18 protein-coding genes are annotated in these 17,044 nt (G+C 61.0%); 6 read left to right on the top strand and 12 right to left on the bottom strand.

The genetic code is table 11. The annotated features are described in order from the left end of the window. Positions 1-25: 25 nt before the first annotated feature. Positions 26-571 carry a winged helix-turn-helix transcriptional regulator gene (locus tag ACMFWR_RS26115; protein WP_413195280.1) on the bottom strand — a complete coding sequence of 182 codons (546 nt, stop codon included), beginning with the start codon at positions 569-571 and terminating at the stop codon, positions 26-28. 341 nt (positions 572-912) lie between these two features. On the opposite strand from ACMFWR_RS26115, the gene ACMFWR_RS26110 reads away from it, so the two are divergent. From ACMFWR_RS26110 to ACMFWR_RS26100, 3 genes are all read left to right on the top strand, one after another. Further along, a complete protein-coding gene (locus tag ACMFWR_RS26110) occupies positions 913-2,007 on the top strand; it encodes an NmrA family NAD(P)-binding protein (protein ID WP_413195279.1) in 1,095 nt (364 codons plus the stop codon). A gap of 68 nt (positions 2,008-2,075) precedes the next feature. Beyond that, positions 2,076-2,702, top strand: a complete 627-nt coding sequence (locus tag ACMFWR_RS26105; RefSeq protein WP_413195278.1) for a hypothetical protein — start codon at positions 2,076-2,078, stop codon at positions 2,700-2,702. Positions 2,703-2,793: 91 nt separating this feature from the next. Further along, a complete protein-coding gene (locus ACMFWR_RS26100; RefSeq protein ID WP_413195277.1) occupies positions 2,794-3,939 on the top strand; it encodes an alpha/beta fold hydrolase in 1,146 nt (381 codons plus the stop codon). 3 nt (positions 3,940-3,942) lie between these two features. On the opposite strand, the gene ACMFWR_RS26095 is transcribed toward ACMFWR_RS26100, so the two are convergent. Genes ACMFWR_RS26095 through ACMFWR_RS26085 form a run of 3 tightly spaced genes read right to left on the bottom strand, consistent with a single transcriptional unit; the run spans position 3,943 to position 7,467 of the window. After that, complete coding sequence (locus ACMFWR_RS26095) at positions 3,943-4,683, bottom strand: MmgE/PrpD family protein (protein ID WP_413195276.1); 741 nt, start codon at positions 4,681-4,683, stop codon at positions 3,943-3,945. Next, positions 4,676-6,031 (bottom strand): MmgE/PrpD family protein, encoded by a 1,356-nt coding sequence (locus ACMFWR_RS26090; RefSeq protein ID WP_413195275.1) that lies wholly within the window; start codon positions 6,029-6,031, stop codon positions 4,676-4,678. The genes ACMFWR_RS26095 and ACMFWR_RS26090 overlap by 8 nt, the downstream gene beginning before the upstream one ends. Further along, the gene (locus tag ACMFWR_RS26085; RefSeq protein ID WP_413195274.1) at positions 6,028-7,467 is read right to left on the bottom strand and encodes an MFS transporter; all 1,440 of its coding nucleotides are present in this window, start codon (positions 7,465-7,467) and stop codon (positions 6,028-6,030) included. Before ACMFWR_RS26085 ends, ACMFWR_RS26090 begins: the two co-directional genes overlap by 4 nt. A gap of 273 nt (positions 7,468-7,740) precedes the next feature. On the opposite strand from ACMFWR_RS26085, the gene ACMFWR_RS26080 reads away from it, so the two are divergent. Together ACMFWR_RS26080 and ACMFWR_RS26075 are read left to right on the top strand one after the other, a co-directional pair. Next, on the top strand, positions 7,741-8,388 hold the full coding sequence (locus ACMFWR_RS26080) for a GntR family transcriptional regulator (RefSeq protein ID WP_413197351.1): 648 nt from the start codon (positions 7,741-7,743) through the stop codon (positions 8,386-8,388). Between the two features lie 200 nt (positions 8,389-8,588). Continuing rightward, a complete protein-coding gene (locus ACMFWR_RS26075) occupies positions 8,589-9,083 on the top strand; it encodes a MarR family winged helix-turn-helix transcriptional regulator (protein WP_413195273.1) in 495 nt (164 codons plus the stop codon). Between the two features lie 203 nt (positions 9,084-9,286). Here the strand turns inward: ACMFWR_RS26075 and ACMFWR_RS26070 are convergent, their stop codons facing one another. The 3 genes from ACMFWR_RS26070 to ACMFWR_RS26060 all read right to left on the bottom strand — a co-directional run bounded on the left by ACMFWR_RS26070 (position 9,287) and on the right by ACMFWR_RS26060 (position 11,503). Further along, entirely contained in the window at positions 9,287-9,688 is a 402-nt protein-coding gene (locus tag ACMFWR_RS26070; protein ID WP_413195272.1) for a type II toxin-antitoxin system MqsA family antitoxin, read from the bottom strand. 1 nt (position 9,689) lies between these two features. Further along, positions 9,690-9,989 carry a type II toxin-antitoxin system MqsR family toxin gene (locus ACMFWR_RS26065; RefSeq protein WP_413195271.1) on the bottom strand — a complete coding sequence of 100 codons (300 nt, stop codon included), beginning with the start codon at positions 9,987-9,989 and terminating at the stop codon, positions 9,690-9,692. A 239-nt stretch (positions 9,990-10,228) separates the two neighbouring features. Beyond that, a complete protein-coding gene (locus ACMFWR_RS26060) occupies positions 10,229-11,503 on the bottom strand; it encodes an epoxide hydrolase family protein (RefSeq protein WP_413195270.1) in 1,275 nt (424 codons plus the stop codon). A gap of 174 nt (positions 11,504-11,677) precedes the next feature. On the opposite strand from ACMFWR_RS26060, the gene ACMFWR_RS26055 reads away from it, so the two are divergent. After that, positions 11,678-12,322 (top strand): TetR/AcrR family transcriptional regulator, encoded by a 645-nt coding sequence (locus ACMFWR_RS26055; RefSeq protein WP_413195269.1) that lies wholly within the window; start codon positions 11,678-11,680, stop codon positions 12,320-12,322. Positions 12,323-12,354: 32 nt separating this feature from the next. Here the strand turns inward: ACMFWR_RS26055 and ACMFWR_RS26050 are convergent, their stop codons facing one another. The 5 genes from ACMFWR_RS26050 to ACMFWR_RS26030 form a co-directional block, all read right to left on the bottom strand. Beyond that, positions 12,355-13,455 carry an NAD(P)-dependent alcohol dehydrogenase gene (locus ACMFWR_RS26050; protein WP_413195268.1) on the bottom strand — a complete coding sequence of 367 codons (1,101 nt, stop codon included), beginning with the start codon at positions 13,453-13,455 and terminating at the stop codon, positions 12,355-12,357. Between the two features lie 44 nt (positions 13,456-13,499). Then, positions 13,500-14,693, bottom strand: coding sequence for an MFS transporter (locus ACMFWR_RS26045; RefSeq protein ID WP_413195267.1), 1,194 nt, complete (start codon positions 14,691-14,693; stop codon positions 13,500-13,502). A 66-nt stretch (positions 14,694-14,759) separates the two neighbouring features. Further along, entirely contained in the window at positions 14,760-15,260 is a 501-nt protein-coding gene (locus ACMFWR_RS26040) for a hypothetical protein (protein WP_413195266.1), read from the bottom strand. A 7-nt stretch (positions 15,261-15,267) separates the two neighbouring features. Then, a complete protein-coding gene (gene lhgO, locus ACMFWR_RS26035) occupies positions 15,268-16,455 on the bottom strand; it encodes an L-2-hydroxyglutarate oxidase (protein WP_413195265.1) in 1,188 nt (395 codons plus the stop codon). Positions 16,456-16,607: 152 nt separating this feature from the next. After that, on the bottom strand, positions 16,608-17,039 hold the full coding sequence (locus ACMFWR_RS26030) for a nuclear transport factor 2 family protein (RefSeq protein ID WP_413197350.1): 432 nt from the start codon (positions 17,037-17,039) through the stop codon (positions 16,608-16,610). Positions 17,040-17,044 lie beyond the last annotated feature (5 nt).

Below are 17,044 nucleotides of genomic sequence, written 5' to 3'. Positions count from 1 at the left end.
CCTCGATTCCACCTTGACTCGGTAGTCAGGACTTGCGTTTTCTTGCGCGGACGACCGGCGCGTCTTTTTGCGCAGTGACCGGCGCGGCTTTCTGATCTTCGCGAGCCTGTTCGGTATGGGAGATCCTCCAACGCATCAGCTCGTCCGCGCCGGGGCCGTTCTGAATGGCGATGTCCTGACCCGTCAGGCGCTCGCCGGTCTGAAGATCGACGAAACTCCACCCCACGTCGGCGCCTGTCTTTCGACTCACGAATTTCATCGGCGGGGCGGAGGCGCCCGACGCGTGCCAACGATCACCGATGCTGGCCAGTACCGGCATGATCGGCGCGACTTGCCGGCCTTTGGTGGTCAACCAGTATTCGAACCGCTCCGGATTGTCTTGATAGCGCCGACGCTCGACGAGGCCACCCGCTTCAAGGTGTTTCAGACGGTCGCTGAGGGTCGCGTTCGTGATGCCCGACGACTGTCGAAAATCGTCATAACGATGCAGACCGAGGATGAGATCCCGCAGGATCAGCATCCCCCAGCGATCACCGATCGCGGCCATCACGCCGGCGATCGAGCAGACCATTCCATCAAATCCCTTTGAGCGCATCAACAAGCTTCCTGTGTGCCCGCGGACCGTTTGCGCCGCGGACCGTTTCGCTTACGGTGGGTCTCATTATAAGAGCCACTGGATTTCCCTGCGGATACCGGTCGCCGATCGATCACGTCCTTCGCATGACGCGCCGCGACGCTGTCAAACACGCGTCGCTTGCAGGACTCGGTAGTTGCTCTTATTATGAGAGTGACTGGCGAGATACAACACGCGTGCCGTATGGCGCAGTGCATTGCGTCGGTTATCGCGACCCCGACGGGCTGCGCGTTTGCGGCCGTCGGGACCGCGCGTTCAGGAATTTCCGCGGAGACACCATGCATTCAGAAGCACGTTCCAAGATCTTTGTCGTTGGCGGCACCGGCGCGCAGGGCATACCGGTGATCAGCGCACTCGTTGCCGACCAACAATATTCAGTCCGCGCGCTCACACGCTATCCGGACTCCCGGCGAGCGAAGTCATTGCTGGCCCTCGGCAACGTTTCGCTGCTTGAGGGGACATTTGCCGATGAGGCCGTATTGCGCGAAGGGTTTCGCGGCTGCGATGGGGCCTACATCAATATCGACGGCTTCAATACGGGCGAGAAAACCGAAATCTATTGGGCGATCCGCAGCTATGAAATCGCCATCGAAGAAGGCGTGAAATTCTTCGTCTACGGGAATCTGGACTACGCATTGAAGAAAGCCGGCTACGACTCGAAATTCCGCGCCGGCCACTACGACGGGAAGGGCCGTATTGGCGAATGGATCCTTATGCAGAACGAGGCCAATCGAAACCGCATGGGCGCCGCGGTCTTCACGACCGGGCCGTATATGGAAATGGCCATTTCGGCGATGACGCCCATGACGCCTGCCGTGGAAGACGGCGTCGTGACCTGGCGAGTGCCGCTCGGCAACGGTGCCGTGCCGCACGTCGCGCTCGACGATTGCGGCCACTATGTTCGCTGGCTCTTCGACAACCCTGAGCGTGCGAACGGCATGAATCTCGAGGTCGCGATCGAGCATGTCGACTATCGCGCGCTTGCTGCGGCATTCGAGAAAGTCACCGGACATCCTGCGCGATACATCGACACCGACGTCGATACCTATTGGAATGGACCGCTGCGGATGGCTGCCGACAAGCCGGCGGGGTACAACGCCGACCCCAGCGACAAGAGCACGATGAGCTTCCGCGATAACTTCACGGGCTTCTGGAACATCTGGAAATACGGTGTCGTGCAGCGGGACTACGCGTTGCTCGACGAGATTCATCCGAATCGAATCCGTACCGTTGAAGAGTGGCTCAGGCGGGAAGACGATCTGGGCCGCGCGCAAGGCAAGGGAAGTCTTTGGGAAAGGGTGCAGCCTGAAAAGATGTACACGGCGCCGCCGCTGCTCAAGGTGTCCGAAGACAAGCGACAGGGCGTGCTATGAGCGTCGACGCTCACGCGGGCATTTTCATACGTTGATGTGTGTATAAACACATATGCAGGAGCGATGTCATGGATCAAGCAATGCAACGCCGCAAAAGCCGCGGCACACGCATGTTGTTGAGCGTATTGATCGCCTGGGGAGTCGCCGTTGCGATCGCGGCTCACGAGGGTGTGTATCAGTCGATTTACCCGCTGCTGATCGCGCCGATCATCGCCTTGGGCATCATCGTGCCGGTGATCGTCTATGCGATGTCAAAGGGCTTTCGGAGCTACATCGACATGGTTGGCTTGCGTCCGATCACGGCCTTTCATGTCTGGCGAATTGCGGCTGCGCTGGTGTTCTTCTGGTACGGCGCCTACAACTTTCTCCCCGAGGCTTTCGTTCGAAACGCGGGATGGGGTGACCTTCTCGCAGGCTTCTTCGCGCTCGGCGTGCTGATGCTTCCCGAGAGCCGCAACCGCTATCTGGCGTTTCATCTCTTTGGATTTGCTGACTTCGTTCTGGCCGTCGGAACAGGGCTGACCTATTTCATCCACAACGATCCCCGCATGGCCGCGATCCAGACTTTGCCGATGGCATTGATTCCGCTGTATGGCGTCGGCATCTCCGGAGCAAGTCACATCTTTGCCTTCGATCTGCTTCGTCGACGCGCGGGTATCGAACATCCGCTGAAGGCTGCACCGGTCAGGTTCTAGTCAAGAGACCAAGAGACGGCGTCGTCGAACCGGGAGGTTGGCGGCGCCGTCAGTCCGAGCATCACATTCCATCACGCAAGGAAAAACTGCCATGGTGTTTCACCGTGCTCGCGCCGCCGCGAGCGTCGTATCAGGTTTTCTGTGTTTCACATCCTTCGCCGCTCATACGGCATTCGCGCAATCCGCTCCCCAAGCGGCCACGTGGGACAGGCAGGTCAATCCGGCTGCCGTGCAAGGCGATGCGCTGTTCGACCACTACCGCTTCGAGGACGGCGAAACGCTCGCGAGTGTCAAGATTCATTACGCAACGCTGGGTACACCGCACCGCGACGCAAAGGGCGAAATCGATAACGCGGTGCTTGTCCTGCACTGGACGGGTGCCGACAGTCGCGCATTGTTAAGCCCGACCTATACCAAAGCACTCTACGACCCCGGCAAACCGCTCGACAGCCGTCGCTATTACCTGATCTTTCCCGACAGCGTAGGACACGGTCAATCGAGCAAGCCCAGCGATGGCCTCAAAGCCAAATTCCCGAATTACAACTACAACGATATCGTCGACCTTCAGCACAAGGTGGTCACGCAAACGCTGGGCATTCGACATTTGCACGCGGTAATCGGCATGTCGATGGGCGGCATGAACGCGTGGCAGTGGGCCGAAACGTACCCTGAGATGATGGATGGCGCGATGCCCGTCGTGTCGCTGCCGATTCCGGTCTCGGGCCGCAATCTGCTCTGGCGGCGCATGGTCGTCGACGCGATACGCACCGACCCGGACTGGAAAAATGGCGACTACACCGAGACACCGCGCGGGTGGATCGCCGGCTACGGCATCCTGCGCATGATGATCGACAGCGCACCGGCGTTGCAGCAGGAAGTGCCTGACGAAAACGCGGCAGACAAGTTCCTGGCCACCAACCGCTTTGCCGCCGAGCACGTCGATCCGAATGACATCCTCTATTCGCTGAAGTCGTCATTCAGCTACGACCCGCAGCCCGGCCTTTTTAAAATCAAAACGAAGCTCTTTGCCCTGAACTTCTCCGATGACGAGTTCAACCCCGATCGTTTGCAGATCCTCCAGACGGTGGTGCCGAAGCTCGAGCAGGGCCGCTACGTCGTTCAACAGGGAACGGCGTCGTCACCGGGCCACTACACGATGACCCGGCCTGATCTGTGGGCTCAGCATGTCGGAGCGTTCATGCATTGGCTTGGCGACGCTGCGCCATCAGCGAGTTAGCACTCACGCAGCTGTCGATTCTCCGGTGATCGCGCTCGCGTCGAAGCGATAGGCCATCAGCGCTGCGAGTCCGCGCCGTCCGTCGATCGAGGCCACTGCGCTCGTAAAACCATGTTTGGCGAGCAGGGTGGCTTCGATCGCGTCGGCGGCGGCTTTACCGACTTCGATCCCGTGCAAGGATGCGTCGCGATTGCGGGCCAGGCCCGCGGCCTGCGTGGCTGCGATGCCGAGTGCGTGGCGCATCTTGCCGGCATCGAGACCGACCAGGCGTGACACCGCAAGCGTGGCGCCCAATACGCCCAGCGCGGAAACGACGTTCCAGCGTTCGCGAAACTCCGGGCTATCGATTGCGTCGAGCAAGCGCGTCGTGGCTTGAGAAGCGACAGCGACGGCGGCCGCGACCTGCTCGCTTTGAGCCGCGGGCTGCGAATCGCTCCACGCGATCACGGCCGCGAGAATCGGCGTCGTCAACAGATCGGGCTCGGTGTTCGACAGTACGACGCCATGTGCCCAGGCGTTCGTGCGGGCATCGCCCGAAGGGCTGTCCTGCAGTGCGCCGGACATCAAGTGCGCGGGACGGCCGTCGCCAGAGGCGGAGCGCGCGGTCCCGCTGGATGCACTGATCCACTGACGCGCACGAAGCACGGCGCTGCGCGCTTCGTCGAGCGCTACGGCGTCCGGCGTTGACTGTGCAAGCGCGACGAGCGCATCCGATACGGCTGAGTGCGTGGCAGCGTTATGCATGAACGGCCTCCTTGTTCGGCAGGCAATGCGTGAAGAGCGGGTCGAGATTTGCGGCCTGGTCGATGCTATCGACGACCGCTGCAATGCGCGCGATCGCGCCTTGGCCCAGATGGGGCTCGACGAGATGACGGACCTTCTCGAGCAGTTCGTCGTCGGTCAAAGGTCGTGCGAGACTGCCACGCGCATGCTCGACGTGATGCGAGACGATGGCGCCGTCCTTGAGCTTCGCTTCGATATAGACCTCGTCACGATTCACGGAGGGGTCCGGCGCAAGCGTCGTGCAGGCTCGCACGCGCACGACGTCTTCCCGCACGACACGACCATCGTCGTATTGCGCGAGCCCGACGACCTTGTCGCACAACGCCGCGGCGACGCCGTGAATGGCGCTGAAACGAGCCTGCAATCCGTCGCGTGGATTCGGGTTGCCCATCAACTCGGGCACAAGTGGGTGGCAGCGCAACGTGATCGCTTCGATCTGATCGACATCGTCGATGCGTGTCGATAGGGCGAGACCGCCGTCGATTGCAGGGTGCGCAACGATGCCACACGGGTAGGGCTTATAGGTGTTGAACAGCAATTCCCAGCGTTCGCCCATCGCGCCGGTCATGCGCTCGAAATCGACACGCGTTGACAGTGAACGCGCATAGCCGCCCAGCGCTTCGAAAATGTCCGGCGCCGCACGCTGCCCATGTTGCGCAAGGCGCGCGGCGGCGATGCCGTTCGCAGCGGCCTTGCCAGGGTGATATGGCTTGGTCATCGTGCCAAACGCCTCGCGCTGGCCAACGAACATCGAGGCGGCAATCGAGATCGCCTCAGCGAGCTGGGCTTCGTTGAGCCCGAGCAGCAGCGAAGCGGTGACCGCGCATCCAATGACGCCGCATGTTCCCGTGATGTGCCAGCCGCGGTCGTAGTGCTCCGGCGAAATCGCGACACCGACGCGCAGTTGCGCTTCGCATCCCAGGGCGAACGCAGTCAATGCGGCTGCGCCCGAGGGTCGTGTCTGCAGGTTGAGTGCCGTCACCACCGCAAGGGTCGACGCAGCAGGATGAATGACCGTCGCGAGGTGTGTGTCGTCAAAGTCATCGAGATGACCGGCAAATCCGTTCGCAAGTGCGCAGAAGTGCAGGTCGACGCGTTCGTGCCGTCCGAGCACCGGGGCGATCTCGGCGACACCGAGTTCATGCGCCGTGGCCAGGATCGCCTGGACGCCAGGGTGATCGCACGCACCGATCGTTGTGCCGATCACGTTGAACAACGAACGTTTGGCTTCCCTTGATACGTCAAGGCGCAACGGGCTTTGCGCCAACTCAAGCATGCCGTGCGCGAATGTAGCGGCAATCGAACTCATCGGGACAACTCCTCAAGACGCACGCCGTTCGTGCGCGGACCGAGCACGCCGACGACGATAACAATGACCACCATGGCCGACGAAATCAGGGTGAACACAGCGGGCACGCCAGAGTGCTTGAGCAATGCCGCGACCCAGAACCCCACGAAGATGGAACTCACCCGGCTCCAGCTGAACACAAAGCCGACGGCCCGCGCGCGTATGCGCGTCGGATACAGTTCGGCCTGATAGGTATGGAAGATGCCGATGAGCCAGTTGTTGGCGATCGTGACCGCGCTGCCGAACACGAGAATCCAGAGTGGTTCGCGAACCATGCCGAAGACAATCCCCGCACCGGCAACGACGGCCGCGCAGGCGACGAGTTGCCACTTGCGTTGAATCCGCTCCGCGTACAGCATCGCGCCGACCGCGCCAAGCGGCGTGGTGATGGCGATGACCATGGTGTAAAGCAGAGAATGCGTCAGCGTGATGCCCTTCGAGTAGAGGAGCACCGGAACCCACGAGCCAAACCCGTAGACGCCGAATGTCTGGCAGAAGTTGAACACCGACAGCATGATCGTGCGACGCAAATAGGGTCCGTGCCAGATCTCGGACCACGTGCCTCCTGTCGCGTTGTCGTCATCCTGCTTGCGGCTTTCAGGCTCGGCGAGGTCATGTCCGATTTCGGCGACCACCTTGCGCTCGATCGTGTCGACGACCCGTCGTGCCTCTTCGGTGCGTCCCTTGCTCTCGAGCCAGCGCGGTGATTCAGGCAGGCCGCGCCGGAGAAACCAGATCAGCACGGCGCCTGCCGAGCCGATGATCATGACCCAGCGCCACCCCTCGAGGCCGTAGATCGTCGCGGGAACGAGCGCATACGAAATGGCCGCCACCGCAGGGACCGACGTCAGGATCACGAGGATGCTGAACGCCGTATATCGACCGCGCGTACGGTTGGGCGTCAGCTCTGAAATGTAAGTGTCGACAGTAATGAGCTGCGCACCGATTCCACAGCCGGCGACAAAGCGCCAGGCATCCATCGCGACGGGAGATGTCTGAAACGCCGCGGCGAGCGTGGCGATCGAGTAAATGAACATCGCAAACGTAAAGACCGTACGCCGGCCAAACCGGTCCGACAGGCCACCCAGTGCGACCGTGCCGACAAACATCCCCGCAAAGAACGACCCGAGAAAGCTCGCAAATCCGTTCACGTCGAACACGCCCGCGGTCGTCGCGTGATAGAGGCCACCGTGAATCATGCCCAGCGAGATGTACGCGGCCATGAACATCTCGTAGAACTCGAACCACCCGCCGATCGCGATGCGCGCCACGAGACCACGGAAATACCGGGTGGGCGGCAACCGATCGAGCCGCATGGAAACACTTGGCGGCTCGCGCGACGAGGCTCGGGCGTCGGCGTCGGTATGCGTCAGGTCGGTCATCTCCTCCACGTACATGCTCGTCTCCTTGCCGTGATCTGACATCGATCTGGCACTTATAGTGTCGACAGTTTGCGGATTTGCTCGACGGATGATCGCTAATTTACCGCCAATATTCCATTAAGTGTATACACTTAGCAAGGGCAGTGTGTGTTTGATCGGGCGGAGCGTCCCGCGGTGTTTGCTACAATCGCGCACGATTTGCGCCATGGATTCGCACCACACAACGACTCTGGAGAACGCCGGGTGACTGAGGACGACGAGGAAGGCCTGCGGCGCGACGACGGCGATATGACGCCCGTCGCGGCTATCGTCGACTGGGTCGCGCGGGGCATTATCGAAGGGCGCTTGCAGCCTGGAGACGACCTGAACTCAGTCGAACTGTCGCGGCGCTTCGGCGTGAGCCGGACACCCGTGCGCGAAGCGCTGTTTGCACTGTCGCGAGAAGGTCTGGTCGAGTGGTCGCCGCGTCGTCGGCCTCGCGTCGCGAAGATGCAGCTCGATGAGGTGCGTGAGATCTACGCGTTGCGAGCATTGCTCTATGGGCAGGTGTCGCTCGAGATTGTCGAACGCGCGACCGACGAGGATATCGAGGCACTCTGGCGCGCGAATCGGCGCCTTGCCGAGGTCGCCGAAAAGGGCGATATCGATGGCTATTTCTGGGCCAATGTCGCGTTCCGCGACGAAGAATTGCGCATCAGCGGCAATCGCATCTTCAAGGAAGTGCTCGATTCAATGCGCATGCGAACCAATCGTCTGCGCCATCTGAGTACGTCGCTGCCTGGGCGCATGCAACGCTCATGTGCGGATCACCAGCGCCTGTGCGAAGCGTATGCCGAACGCGACGGCGTATTGGCGGCCGCCATCAATCGATCGATCGTGATGAGCGCGCTGCGCGCGATCGAGAAGGCGTGGGGCGAGACGCCCGAGGCTTCCTGACGGACCCATCTGCAGGCCCCTCGTTTCTCCGTTTTGTATCGCCATGTATCCGCCTTACTTGCCGATACGTATCAATACATTGACATTTGCTGAGGAAATCCAGCCGATACATCACCGCCGTCAAATACGCCTCATCCAATACACCATGCACACGTGACTGACTCGACCGCCGCGTATGCGCTTGCAGGATGAGGTTAGACATGACACTCGAAGACACCGCTCTTGAAGACACCACACCGACCATAGAGCAAGGATCAACCGGTTGCGCCGTCCACTCGATCGCACGTGATTGCCTGTTGACGCGCACGCGACAAATCTCGCGCGTGATGACGGCGATCTACGACGATGCACTTCGATCGATCGACATCAACGCGACGCAGTTCTCATTGCTGGTGCTGATCTCCGAACTTGGGCCGCTCAGCCGCTCGGATCTCGGCCGCAAGAACCACCACGACCGCTCGACACTGTCGCGCAATCTCCAGCCGCTGATCATGCGTGGATGGGTATCAGAGGTGGCGGCAGACGAGGACCGCCGTCGTCGCTTGCTTCATGTCACGGAACAAGGTCAGGCACTGCTTCGTGATGCCACCCCAGCCTGGGTGAGCGCGCAAGCCAAGGCACGCGCCGTCCTCGGTGAGCGTGGTGCAAACGAACTCATGAGTATCGCATCCGACCTTCCGCGCCGCCTGAGTTGATTGTTACCACGGTGTCTTGCATATGCATCGATTCAGGGGCGCTTGCGCCCATCTCCCCGTTGGTTTCTGCAAAACGGCGTGTGAGCTGCCAGAACGAGCGCAGACCTGCCTCGGTGGTGGCCGCGCCGACGGGCGGTGAATTAGGCGTTGGCTCGGAAGGTCTCGAATCGGATACATTGGCGTTGACTGAACAGACTCCCGTTTTACGGCGCGCGAACTTCCGACAGAAGTTCGGGGTGCCGATCGAGCACTTTCAACAATTTGACCAAGGCGAGCGGTGGCTTGGTTTTACCCGTTTCGTACCGGGAGAAAGCGTTTATGCCGCCGCCAAAGATTTCGGCGGCTTCGCGTTGATCAAGAGCGAGTTTGCGTCGAACGCCCGCGATGTACGCGGGGTCAACGTATGACGCGTTCACTTCGCGTTGGAATTGACCGACGAGGTCACTGAATCTATTTCCTTCCTCTCTTTCGAGGACGACTTCTCCGCATGCAGGGCAGAAATCGCCATTCACGCCGCCGATTGTCGTGGTCTCGCCCTTGTAGGTATAGGGCAGATCTCGCGTGTCGTGGACCAATTCCGCCGCGCCGCAAACAGGACATTTCATGTCAGAGCTCCTTGAACGACACAATGAGCAAGCCATCGACGACCGTTAGTTTGAGGTATGCGATTCCGACCGGCGTTGAAGGTCGGTACACGTCTTGCCACATTGTGTGATCTGCATACGTCGTCATGCTCTTGTAGAAATCCGCTGAGGTGAGACTCATAACCACGGCGCACATACCTTCGAGGTTATCGATGCCAAACTCGCGAGCACCTAGAAAAGCGTTGCGCGTGGCTCGCACCTTTCCCTTCTCTACTAGGCTTCGGATTATCGAAAGCTTGCAGTGTGGCGTTCCTTTCTCCATGAGAATGCTAACCTACTTGGTTATTACCGGCAAGTTTGAAAATCGGATGAGATCAGTGATCTCCGTCGCTGCGTTCGCCTCGATGGGGCAAGGCGGTCAGATTTTTCAACGCGGGCTAAGTAGGTGCATCCATCATTCGCTCATCTTCGATCGAGCCCGCTTTAAGCCGACGCGATCGGTGCCAACGATTGGTTATTGCGACGTCGGCTCACGCGCGCCCGTCGCGCTGCAATCAAGGGTCATGAATCCGCGACGTCGGCGCGAAACGACCGGAACGCTCGCCACAACTCCGTCGCGAACAGTGCTGGCTGTTCGAATGCGGCGAAATGTCCGCCTCGGTCGACTTCGTTCCAGTAAAAGAGATTCGCCCACGCGGCCTCGGCCCATGCGCGTGGAGCGACGTAGTTTTCTCGCGGCGAGATGCTGGCTGCCATAGGCAGTTCAATGCGCTCTGACGATGCCCGCACCGACGAGAAAAACGTGTGCTCACGAAGGGTCTTGCCGCCGCAGCTTTCCCAATACAGTCGCGCGCTGCTTGTTCCGGTGCCCGTGAGCCAGTAAAGCGAAATGTCGTCGAGCATCTGGTCGCGCGTCAGCGCATCCTCCGGATGACCGCGGTTGTCCGTCCATTCGCCGAATTTCTCGTAGATCCACATCGCGAGCGCAAGCGGTGAGTCGTTGAGCGCATAGCCGATGGTCTGTGGGCGCGTGTTCATCTGATCGGCATAGCCCGCCTTGCGGTCGAGGAACAGTTCGATGGAGTCGATGGCCGCCGTTTCCTTATCGCTCGGATTCATCGGCAAGACCTCGGGTGCAACGAGTGGGAGATTCACGTGGGCGGCGAGCAACCCTTGCGGACGTTGGCTGGCCATCGCATGGGTGATGGCTGAACCCCAATCTCCCCCTTGAGCCACCCAGCGTCTGTAGCCGAGTCTTTCACGCATCAAAACGGCCCACGCCCTTGCGATGCGATGAGTGTCCCAGCCGGTCTCGGTGGGCTTGTCGGAAAAGCCGAAGCCCGGAATCGACGGGGCGACGACGTGGAATGCATCGTCGGCTTGCCCACCGAAACGCGTGGGATCTGTCAGCCGGTCGATGGCATCAAGGAACTCGGCAACCGATCCTGGCCATCCATGCGTCAGGATGATCGGGAGCGCATTCGGGTGCGGCGAGCGAGCATGGATGAAATGAATCCCGACGCCGTCGATATGCGTGCGGAACTGGGAAAACCGATTGATGCGTGCTTCGAACTTGCGCCAGTCGTAGCGATGAAGCCAGTAGTCGATCAACGCTTTCGCCGACGACAAGGGTACGCCTTGCGACCAGTCAGCCACGGTTTCACGATCCGGCCAGCGTATCAGCCTCAGTCGCGCTCGGAGATCCTCAAGCGCGGATTCGGGAATGCGGACTTCGAAGGGCGTCAGCGTTTCGGTCACAGTGGGCAGGACGGCGGCTTCGCAAGCGTCTGCGATGCTGAGCGCGCGCATGCTGGTGCGATCGGAAGAAACGGACATGTCTATCTCCGGATGAGGTGGCTGCCTTTTGCGAAGCGCGATGCACAAAGCGCGCAGACAAGCCGGGATGCGGTGGTCGCATAGTTGTAGTGAGTGCTACAACTATGATGTTGACGAGCATGCCGCGTCAAGCATTATCTTTAGCGGTCGCTACAACTACGGTATAGTCGCGGCATGGCACGCACGATTTCATTCGATTACGAACGAGCGCTCGATAGAGCGACGGCGCTGTTCTGGAAGAACGGCTATGCGCAGACGGCGTTACGCGACTTGCTGAAGGTCATGGAGATCGGCGAGGGGTCGTTCTACAACACGCTCAAAAGCAAGAAGGATCTCTATCTCGCCTGTCTTCAGCGCTACGACGACAAGGAGCTGCGCGTACGCATGGAAGCATTGGCTTCCGCGCCGACTGCCGCCGAGGGCATCCGGGCGTTCTTCAAGCTCGCGCTCGATCGCCTTGATGACCCGAACACGCCGTCACGCCTGTGCATGATGGCCGCGACCGCGGCCGAAGATGTGCTGGCGGATGCTGAGCTGAGAGACCGGGCGGAAAAAGGATTCGAGGATGTACGCTCGCGCATGCGCGAGCGTCTGACTCAGGACAGGGATCGCGGCGTCTTGCCGGAGTCGATGGACCCCGTGGCGACGGCATCGGTGATCACCACCTATCTCCAGGGTCTGTGGCGTTCGGCGCTGGTGGCGTACAACCGCGCCGAGTTTGAACGGCAGATCGACGCGCTCCTGACCGGACTCGGACTGCCCGCAACGGGTGTCGCCGGTGGCTCGCCTGCAAAAAAGCGGGCCCCGCGCAAGCAATAGTCACCAGAGCGATCCGGATCGAGCGCGCCTCCCTACATCTTCAACACCGACTTGATCGATCGCCCGCTCAGCGCGTCGTCGACAGCGTCGTTGATCTTGTCGAGCGAATACGACGTCACGATGCGGTCGAGCGGGAATTTGCCCTGGCTATACAGATCGGCCATCCGCGGAATAAAGACCTCAGGGTTGCAGTCGCCGAGGATCGCACCGCGCAGCGTGCGCCCGCCGGTCATCATGTGCTCGACATCGACGACAAGCTCCATGCCCTTCGGCGCGCCGCCGACGAACACGCACGTGCCCAGCCGCGCAAGCACAGCCATCGCCGTCTCCAACACGTTCATATTGGCCGTCGTGTCGAACGAGAAGTCGACGCCTCGCCCCGCAGTGGCATCCAGAATGCGCGCATGCGCATCTTCACGAGACGAGTTGATCGCAAGCGTGGCACCCAGCTCGACAGCTTTTTCAAGCCGCTCATCGCTCAAGTCGACCGCGATGATCTGACCCGCACCAGCCAGCCGCGCCGCCATCAACGCGCAAAGCCCAACCGACCCGGTGCCGAAGATCACGATCGAATGACCCGGTCGAAGCCCCATCACGTTGATGACCGAGCCTGCGCCGGTCTGCACCGCGCACCCCATCGGTCCAAGCACTTCGAACGGCACATCCCCGCGAACCTTGATCGCCGCGTTCTGATGCACGATGGCGTGGGTGGCAAACGACGACTGGCCGTGGAAGGTATGAATCAGGCACCCGTCCTGGGACAGCGGACTGCTCTTGTCGATGCGCCCACCCTCGAAATTGAGTGCATCGAAGTGCGCGCAATAGCTGGGCCGCGACATGCGACAGGCCGGACACTCGCCGCAATAGCTGAACGAGAGCACGACGTGATCGCCGGGACGCACCTTCGTGACCGACGCGCCGACCTGCTCGACGACACCTGCCCCCTCGTGGCCGAACACGCACGGGTGCGGGATCGGGTAGATCTCGTGGTCGCGCATCGCGATATCGGTGTGGCAGATACCTGATGCGCGCACGCTCACGAGGATTTCGTCGTCGCGCGGCATCTCCATCTCGAGCGTCTCGACCGAGAAGGCCTGCCCGATGCCACGCGCGACAGCTGCGTCGATTTTCATAGTGTTCTCCGGCATGGTGCCGATGTCATTGTCGGTATCGGGGATCAGTCGTGGGCCACGACGCGGCTGGTGCCTCGCGACACGGCCAGCGCGACAACGGCGATCACGATGGCCGTTCCGGCCGCCACGAGGTACAGGAATCGCGGCGCACCGGTGCCGCCGATCGCACTGGCGAGCGACTGGAAGAACGGCGATGCAACCACGCCTGCACCGATGCCTGCGGTGACCACGCCGAAGGCTGCGTCGTGCTGGTCCGAACGAATCCGTCCCGAGGTCATGGCCAGGATATGCGGCGTCAGCGCTGCATTGCCGGCACCGACGATAAACGCGCCGACCGACACCATCACAGGCGTATGCGCACCCGTCAGCACATAGTAGCCAACCGCATAGAGCAGAAACGATACGGGAATGATGAGGCTTTTGAGCAGACGCAGCGTTTCCGGATAAAACGGGCTCAGCACAAAGCATGCGAGGCCCGGAAACGAGATCACCACGCCGATCATCCACGGCTCGCCGATATGGTCCGACGTCATGAACATTGCAACGGACGTCGTGATGATGGCCTGGATCGCGAAGTTCAGTGTCATGAACGCGAACATGGCGAACACCGCCGGCGGCAGGTCACGTATGCCGCCATGGCCGGTCGAGCGTTGCGGCAGCGTGGCGGGAGTACCCAGCAGGGCAAACACGGCGATCACGAACACGATGGCAAAGGTATAGAACGGGTATTGCCACCCGTACGCGAGCAACATGCCGCTGACGAGACTCGCGATCACGTTGGCTACCATCGAGATCGACGACGTCATGCCGAGCAGGCGGCGCATCTTCTCGCCGTCGAATCGCTCGGTAATGATCGCATTCGGAATGGGCGATACGAGGCCCACGCCGACGCCGGTCAGCAGCCGCACGACCAGAATCGAATTGATGTCGTTGAGCCATGCGGGCAGCATCCCGGTGACACCGTAGATCACCAGACCCACGATCAGGATCACCTTTCGATCGACATAGCGGGCCAGCATTCCCGATACCGCGCTGAAGATGATCGCCGTGATGAAAGGCATGGTCATCACGAGTTTGATCTGCAAATCCGACGCCGATGAAAATGCCTCGGCGATGCGGCCCAATGCGGGCCCGATCGCGGACGCCTCGAACGTCCACATCAGCGGAATGAGCAGCACGACAAAGATATTGAACCGCGTCAGGGCAGTGCCCGAAGCAGATGATGTATCGGCTTGCATGAGTGTCTCCTCCTTTTTAATAGAATCCGTCACCTGTGGCGACGAACATGTGCTCGGCCCGGCATGCTATGTCCCGTGCATCAGCGAAATCAGGAGTGCCGGACCCGGTCCGAGATTGATCCACGCATGATGTGTCCCGCTTTGGCGGACCACATCGAACGGCCTGATTTCCAGCGGCTCGCCGTGGTCCAGCACGAGCCCGACGCGCCCTTCGAGCAAGATCACGCAATCGCTCGTGGGCGTCTTGTGCATCAACGGATGGCGGGCGCCGTCGACGCGGCACTCGTCAATCTCGTTGCCCTTGAAAAACCCCTCTGCGATCGCGTCCCAGTCGACGTCGCTATCGCCTGCCGCCGGCGGCGCCGGCAACACAAAGAAGCGCGGCAAGCTCTCGCCGTCCGGGGGATAGAACGGGATGCCTCGCTGACCTGCACCAGCCCGGGCTACGAAGCTCTGCCAGAGCTCGATATCCGCACCTTCGATCATGGGCACGTTACCCGCGCCGACGACGGTTGACGCCGCCTCGGTGTTCAGCCCGACGTCGTAAATCCGGATGTGTCGCTCCATGGTCATTTCAGCCCAGACATTGTTCGGCGATCATTCGCCCGATCGGAATGGATGACGTCGCGGCCGGTGAAGGCGCATTGCACACATGCAACATGTGCGGCGTCTGCAGGAACAGGAAATCGTCGACCATCGAGCCGTCACGACGCACCGCCTGCGCACGGATGCCCGCGCCCATCGGCAACAGATCGTCGAGCGCAAGCGAAGGGCAATACTTGCGGCACTCCTGCAGATAGCCTCGCTTCCAGAGCGAGTTCACGATCTCGTGCAGCGCCGAAGACCGGTGGCGGATCAGCAGTCTCCAGAAGCCGGCGAACGTCGACAGGTCGAACACGTCGCGCAGATTCATCGCCCGCTTCGAATAGCCTTCGCGCGCCGTGCCGAGTACGGCGTTTGGCCCGACGGTCTGACCGCCGGCCATTGTCTTCGTGACGTGGATGCCCAGGAACGGCAGCGCCGGGTCAGGCACCGGATAGACGAGGCGTTTGACGATATCGTTTTTGGCGCTTGGCAAACGAAAGTACTCGCCGCGAAACGGGATGATCCGATGATCGATGTCGAGGCCCGCGAGTCGTGCGATCCGGTCGGATTGCAGTCCGGCGCACGCGATGAGCTTGCTCGCTGAAAAGCTTGCGCCCGGCGTATCGACCTCGACGTGCCCGGCTTTTTCCCGGATGCCCGTCACGGTCGTCGCCATATGGATCGTCGCGCCGTTGCGCTGCAGCCGCTCACCCATCGCCGTGCAGACCTGCGTGTAGTCGACGATCGCCGTATCGTGAACCAGAATGGCGCCTTCACCGTCGACAGCCGGCTCTTCCGCACGCAGTTCGGCCTTTGTCAGTCTGTTGGCACGCACCCCGTTGATCGTCGCGCGTTCGAGCAGATCTTCCATGCGATGCAGCTCCTGTGCATCGGTCGCCACGATCAGTTTGCCGCACGTGTCATATGGCACGTTGTTGTCGTCGCAAAACTGCTTCATCGCTGAGGCGCCTTCGAGGCACAGGCGTGCCTTGAGACTGCCGGGCTTGTAGTAGATGCCGGAATGAATGACGCCGCTGTTGTGCCCCGTCTGATGTGCGGCAAGGCGCGGCTCCTTCTCCAGCAAAAGGACGCTGCTGCCCGGGCGGCGCGATTGCACGGCGAGTGCAGTCGCGAGCCCTACGATGCCGCCACCGATCACGCATACGTCGTATTTCATGCAGGCTGGCCGGCAGTGCCGTCTCCGATCATTGAATAGGTGTTCAAGGTACTCATCCGTGTTGCTTCGCGGTCTTCGTTTTTGTCTTCGACTTTGTTTTCACTATCCCCAACACCATCGTCATCGTCATCGTCATCGCCGCCATCAATGTTCTAGGCGGTAGTCTTCGTGCCCTGAAACAGCATGAGCCGCCAATCCGAATTGACCGGATGCCTTTGCCACACGGCCGTGTACCGGCTGCATACGTCGATGTCGCCGGTCACCTTGCGGATCGATGCGACCATGATGCCGGTCAGCACCAGTACGTCGTCGGAAGCCGCCCGTACGCAGATATCCTCGAGCGACAAGGCGCGATATACGATGGCGCCGCGCGACAGGTCCGCGAGATAGCGGGCTTTTGTGTCTTCGACGCCGTTTGAATGCACATACGCGAGTGCGTCGTCGAGCAGCGTATCCAGGCTGCGTATGTCAGCGTCTCGCATCGCCGCCTCGCGGCGAAGCTCAAGCGCTCGCGCAAGTTCGGTGGCGACTGGGGCCAAGCGAGGTGCGACAGCCTCTTGCGCAACAGCATCCGATAGCGCCACCAGCG

This window comes from Pararobbsia alpina, assembly GCF_965118125.1.
GTDB classification, from domain to species: Bacteria; Pseudomonadota; Gammaproteobacteria; order Burkholderiales; family Burkholderiaceae; genus Pararobbsia; species Pararobbsia alpina_A.
The sequence above is the reverse complement of the archived record's forward strand: the minus strand, read 5'-3'. Positions and strand labels throughout refer to the sequence as shown.

Bases quoted from the DNA above. Each gene is read 5' to 3' on its own strand.
- ACMFWR_RS26060 (WP_413195270.1), bottom strand. From the start codon at position 11,503: ATGTCCGTTTCTTCCGATCGCACCAGCATGCGCGCGCTCAGCATCGCA.
- ACMFWR_RS26115 (WP_413195280.1), bottom strand. From the start codon at position 571: ATGGTCTGCTCGATCGCCGGCGTGATGGCCGCGATCGGTGATCGCTGG.
- ACMFWR_RS26075 (WP_413195273.1), top strand. From the start codon at position 8,589: ATGACACTCGAAGACACCGCTCTTGAAGACACCACACCGACCATAGAG.
- ACMFWR_RS26105 (WP_413195278.1), top strand. From the start codon at position 2,076: ATGGATCAAGCAATGCAACGCCGCAAAAGCCGCGGCACACGCATGTTG.
- ACMFWR_RS26045 (WP_413195267.1), bottom strand. From the start codon at position 14,693: ATGCAAGCCGATACATCATCTGCTTCGGGCACTGCCCTGACGCGGTTC.
- ACMFWR_RS26070 (WP_413195272.1), bottom strand. From the start codon at position 9,688: ATGAAATGTCCTGTTTGCGGCGCGGCGGAATTGGTCCACGACACGCGA.
- ACMFWR_RS26065 (WP_413195271.1), bottom strand. From the start codon at position 9,989: ATGGAGAAAGGAACGCCACACTGCAAGCTTTCGATAATCCGAAGCCTA.
- ACMFWR_RS26050 (WP_413195268.1), bottom strand. From the start codon at position 13,455: ATGAAAATCGACGCAGCTGTCGCGCGTGGCATCGGGCAGGCCTTCTCG.
- ACMFWR_RS26080 (WP_413197351.1), top strand. From the start codon at position 7,741: ATGACGCCCGTCGCGGCTATCGTCGACTGGGTCGCGCGGGGCATTATC.
- ACMFWR_RS26110 (WP_413195279.1), top strand. From the start codon at position 913: ATGCATTCAGAAGCACGTTCCAAGATCTTTGTCGTTGGCGGCACCGGC.
- ACMFWR_RS26100 (WP_413195277.1), top strand. From the start codon at position 2,794: ATGGTGTTTCACCGTGCTCGCGCCGCCGCGAGCGTCGTATCAGGTTTT.
- lhgO (WP_413195265.1), bottom strand. From the start codon at position 16,455: ATGAAATACGACGTATGCGTGATCGGTGGCGGCATCGTAGGGCTCGCG.
- ACMFWR_RS26085 (WP_413195274.1), bottom strand. From the start codon at position 7,467: ATGTACGTGGAGGAGATGACCGACCTGACGCATACCGACGCCGACGCC.
- ACMFWR_RS26095 (WP_413195276.1), bottom strand. From the start codon at position 4,683: ATGCATAACGCTGCCACGCACTCAGCCGTATCGGATGCGCTCGTCGCG.
- ACMFWR_RS26040 (WP_413195266.1), bottom strand. From the start codon at position 15,260: ATGGAGCGACACATCCGGATTTACGACGTCGGGCTGAACACCGAGGCG.
- ACMFWR_RS26055 (WP_413195269.1), top strand. From the start codon at position 11,678: ATGGCACGCACGATTTCATTCGATTACGAACGAGCGCTCGATAGAGCG.
- ACMFWR_RS26090 (WP_413195275.1), bottom strand. From the start codon at position 6,031: ATGAGTTCGATTGCCGCTACATTCGCGCACGGCATGCTTGAGTTGGCG.